The 4,260-nt window shown below is 43.2% G+C and carries 4 protein-coding genes; all 4 read right to left on the reverse strand.

What is annotated here, in order from left to right; all coding sequences use genetic code 11:
• Window positions 1–1,565: cell division protein FtsZ (gene ftsZ / locus ACEW8O_RS11275; RefSeq protein ID WP_373494735.1), on the reverse strand; the 1,565-nt coding region annotated here is incomplete at its 3' end.
• Window positions 1,566–1,674: 109 nt separating this feature from the next.
• Window positions 1,675–2,991 (reverse strand): cell division protein FtsA, encoded by a 1,317-nt coding sequence (gene ftsA / locus ACEW8O_RS11280; RefSeq protein WP_373494732.1) that lies wholly within the window; start codon window positions 2,989–2,991, stop codon window positions 1,675–1,677.
• Window positions 2,992–3,002: 11 nt separating this feature from the next.
• Window positions 3,003–3,758 (reverse strand): cell division protein FtsQ/DivIB, encoded by a 756-nt coding sequence (locus tag ACEW8O_RS11285; protein WP_373494733.1) that lies wholly within the window; start codon window positions 3,756–3,758, stop codon window positions 3,003–3,005.
• Window positions 3,748–4,260: glutamate ligase domain-containing protein (locus tag ACEW8O_RS11290; protein WP_373494734.1), on the reverse strand; the 513-nt coding region annotated here is incomplete at its 5' end. The genes ACEW8O_RS11290 and ACEW8O_RS11285, both read right to left, overlap by 11 nt.

Raw genomic sequence — 4,260 nt, forward strand, 5'->3', positions numbered from 1 at the left:
TTTCTTTCTGAACTGTGCTGTACCTCTGCAAGTTTAACCTGCTTTCTTACAAAGGCCGGAGTTTCCAACTTATCCTTGAATTCTTCAGGGTGTTGGTTGAATGTCTTGATTCCTTTTAATCTTTCAAAACGTTCATGTGCCCTTTGAATGGCTTTTTGCTTTACCTGTTCATAGTAATCATTGCTGTACTGTGGTTTGGCCGCTTCCTCTTTCTCAGAGGCTTTAGCCATTTCCGGTTTTTTCTCTTCTTCGCTTTCCAATTCAAAAACCACTTTGGTGGGTTCTGATTTTACAGGAACAAATTCAAAAACCGGTTCAGGTTTGATCTGATCCTCTATTTCTAAAGGTTCAGGTTTCTCTTCGGTTTTTTGGGGTTCTTCCAATGGTTTGTTGTCATTAGCGGGAGTAAATGCTGGTTTGTTGAAAGTGAAAGTGAAAGTCTGACCGGGTTGGGGGGTGCTTTCTTCCTCTACTCTTGAAGTTTTTCCTGATTCCAAGTGTATTACTTTTTTCACATCATCTTCCTCAGTTTCTTCGATGGTTGCCAACGCAATATTTTCCTCTTTCCTACCTGAAGGAGAAGCATTGGTCAATTTATCCATTTCAAAACCTGTGGCAATGACAGTAACCCTGATGGATTTGTTGAGGTCTGCATCAATTCCCTGACCAAAAATCACCTCAGCTTCATCACCGGCTCTTTCCTGTATATACTCGGTAATTTCGCTCAACTCATCCATGGACAATTCATCGTCCTCACCACTCATGATGGAAAGAAGGATTTTTTGCGCACCCCTAATATCCACGTTGTTCAACAATGGAGAAGCAATTGCTTTTTCAGCAGCACGGATAGCACGGCCATCACCTTCTTCTGTGGCAGAACCCATTACCGCAGCACCTGCTTCTTTCATCACTGTTTTGACATCCTCAAAATCCACATTCACATCCTGATGTACAGTGATGATTTCAGCAATGGATTTGGCAGCCGTGGTCAGGACATTGTCCGCTTTGGCAAAAGCAGATCGGATGGCCAGGTTCCCATAGATTTCCCTGAGTTTATCATTGAGAATGACCAACACGGTATCACAGTTTTCACGCAGGGATTCTATTCCAGCCTGTGCTGCCTGCATTTTTTTTCTACCTTCAAATACAAAAGGGGCTGTCACGATACCTACTGTGAGTATGTCCAAATCCTTGGCGATTTTGGCAATAACCGGAGCTGCACCGGTACCGGTACCGCCTCCCATACCTGCCGTGATAAACACCATCTTGGTATTATCTGAAAGCAGATCTCTGATTTCTTCACGGCTTTCTATGGCCGCATTCCTTCCCTTTTCGGGGTTGGCACCTGCGCCCAGACCTTCTGTAAGGTGGGCACCTAACTGCAATTTCAAGGGAACAGGACTGCTTTGTAAAGCTTGGGCGTCTGTGTTGACAACCACAAACTCCACATCCTTGATTCCCATATTGTACATGTGGTTCACGGCATTGGAACCACCTCCTCCTACACCAATCACTTTGATAATTGATTTGTGATTTTTCGGAAGATCAAACTTGTAATCTTTCATATTATCTGACATTTTTTATTAATTGGTGAAATTATTTTTTCGTTGAGTATGGTTTTTGTTGAGAGGGAAACAGGGGACAAAGTTCCCTGCTTCCCTAGTATGATAAGCCCTAGTAATTACTATCTTCATTCATATCATTGGTGATGATATCTTTCAGTTTCTTTCCTATACTAGAGAATATGTTCGGGCCAAATTCAGTCTTACTGGGTTTGGCCTGAACTTTTGGTTGCAAGATGGATTCTTTTCGGATCCTGTAATTGTTCTCTCTTTCATCCAATGACCTAAACCCTGCCAATACCAATCCGACTGAAGTGGCATACATCGGGCTTTTGACCTCCTCTACCTTACATTTTCCTAAGTGTTCATTGGGATAACCGATCCTGGTATCCAAACCTGTCATGTATTCAAACAACTGTGCGACTCCCTGTAACTGGGAACCACCTCCGGTCAGGACAATGCCTCCGGTAAGCTTTTTGTAATGACCACTTGCTACCAATTCATTCTGTACATATTCTACTATTTCTTCCATTCTGGCCTGAATGATTGCAGCCAGATTTTTGATGGATATTTCTTTTGGTTGCCTGTTACGCAAGCCTGGTATGGAGACAATCTCATTGGGATTTGCCTCTTCCGTTATGGCTTTCCCGAATTTGGTTTTGAGCAGTTCGGCCTGATGGTGCAGGACCATACAGCCTTCTTTGATATCGGAGGTGATGATATTTCCTCCTAAAGGGATGACTGCGGTATGTCTGATGATATTGTCATAAAAAATCGCTATGTCAGTGGTGCCCCCACCGATGTCCACCAAACACACTCCAGCTTCCTTATCCTGTTCACTAAGGACTGAAAGTGAACTGGCAAGTGGCTCCAATATTAAATCCTGTGAAACCAAACTGGCACGTTTGACGCATCGGTTAATGTTGTTGATAGCTGTGGTCTGGGCTGTGATAATATGGAAATCCGCTTCTAATCTGGAACCTGATATCCCCACAGGATCCTTGATGCCGTCTTCGTAATCGACGGTATAATCCTGCGGCATCACATGGATGATGGTGTTTCCCGGAGGGACCACGATGTTTTCCATGTCATTGGAAAGTCTCCTGACATCCTCCACTGTAATTTCATCCTGATTGGGATGTCTGATAATGACCCCGTGGTGGACAGTGCTGCGGATATGCTGACCGGCAATCCCGACAATCACCTCAACAATGTCCACATCTGCCATTTCAGAGGCTTCATGTACAGCTTTTTGGATGGCATTGACGGTTTTGTCAATATTGGTGACTATCCCTCTGATGACCCCATCAGATACAGCCTTGCCCATACCGAGAACCTCAAGCTTACCAAATTCATTTTTCCGCCCGATGATGGCGCATATTTTGGTGGTTCCGATATCCAGTCCTACAATCAATTTGTTATTTTCCATAGCGATTTCAATTATTCACAAACAATCTGGCCCTTATATTTTACATTGACCCTGCTGTAAGTATTCCAGCCTTTTTTAGGTAGGATTTCCTCATAGAACAGGTTAATTTTTTTGAATTTATCCTGAATGTCCTTTGCATCACCAAACTCTATCACCTGCTTGCCGACCTGCTGATGCAATCTGATATCTGATTTTTTGGAAATATCCATTCCGGCAACCTGCGCCCTCCAGAATTCATCCCTGTAAATGAATCTGATCAATTCCATCAAATCCGAATGACTCTCAGTTATGTCTTCCAACTTCAGAAGACTTTCTGCATAAGTTCCTCCCAAAGTCATCACCCTAGTGGTGTACTGTGGGGAAGTAGGCAAAATCCTGCCCTCTGTGGATATATAACCATCGGCAGCATTGGGTCTGACAATCCTGGCCATGGGAATATGTTGCGCGATCTCAATCATCACCTGTCCTTTCAAATCGGCAAAAACCTCTGCCTTCCTCACAAAAGGATGGGTTTCAACCTTCTTTTCAATCTTATTGAGATCTACTTCCTTCATGGAAATGCCGGGCTGTAACAATGGAAACTCAGTTTGAAGGGCTTTCAGTATGTCTTTTTCATTGACAAAATAGACATCTGCTATTCCCTTTACCCTTACTTCCATCCCGCTTAAGGTCCTCTCTGAATCCTTTTTTTCCACAAAACCAATGAATACCACCAGTACAAGTACCAGTGATGAGAATATCAGTGAATTTTTGATTCTAATTTTCATGATGCTTCATCCAGTTAGCGATCGGTGATACCAATCTGTCAATATCCCCGGCCCCTAAAGTCACCAAGACCTCAGGGCTACTCCTTTCCAAATAATCCAATAATCCTTCTTTTGTCTGAAGTGACTTCTTTGCAGAAGTAATTCCATCTAAAAGCATGGATGCCGTCACACCTTCTATCGGCAGTTCCCTTGCCGGATATATATCCAGTAATACTACTTCATCGGCCAGTGAAAGACTCTCCGAAAATCCCTCAGCAAAATCTCTTGTTCTGGTATATAAATGTGGCTGGAAAATAGCCGTCAGTTTTTTATCAGGATACATGGCTTTTACAGAAGTCAGAAAAGCCCTAATCTCCTCGGGATGATGGGCATAGTCATCTATGAATACCCTATCTTCTTCCTGCACCCATATTTCAAACCTTCTTTTGACACCTTTGTAAGTTCGCACACCTTCCCTTATCACAGATTCATTCAGTCCGCTTTCCAGAGCAATGGAAATGGC

The organism is Aquiflexum sp. (assembly GCF_041749095.1).
GTDB lineage: Bacteria > Bacteroidota > Bacteroidia > Cytophagales > Cyclobacteriaceae > Aquiflexum.

Bases quoted from the DNA above. Each gene is read 5' to 3' on its own strand.
- ACEW8O_RS11285 (WP_373494733.1), bottom strand. From the start codon at position 3,758: ATGAAAATTAGAATCAAAAATTCACTGATATTCTCATCACTGGTACTT.
- ftsA (WP_373494732.1), bottom strand. From the start codon at position 2,991: ATGGAAAATAACAAATTGATTGTAGGACTGGATATCGGAACCACCAAA.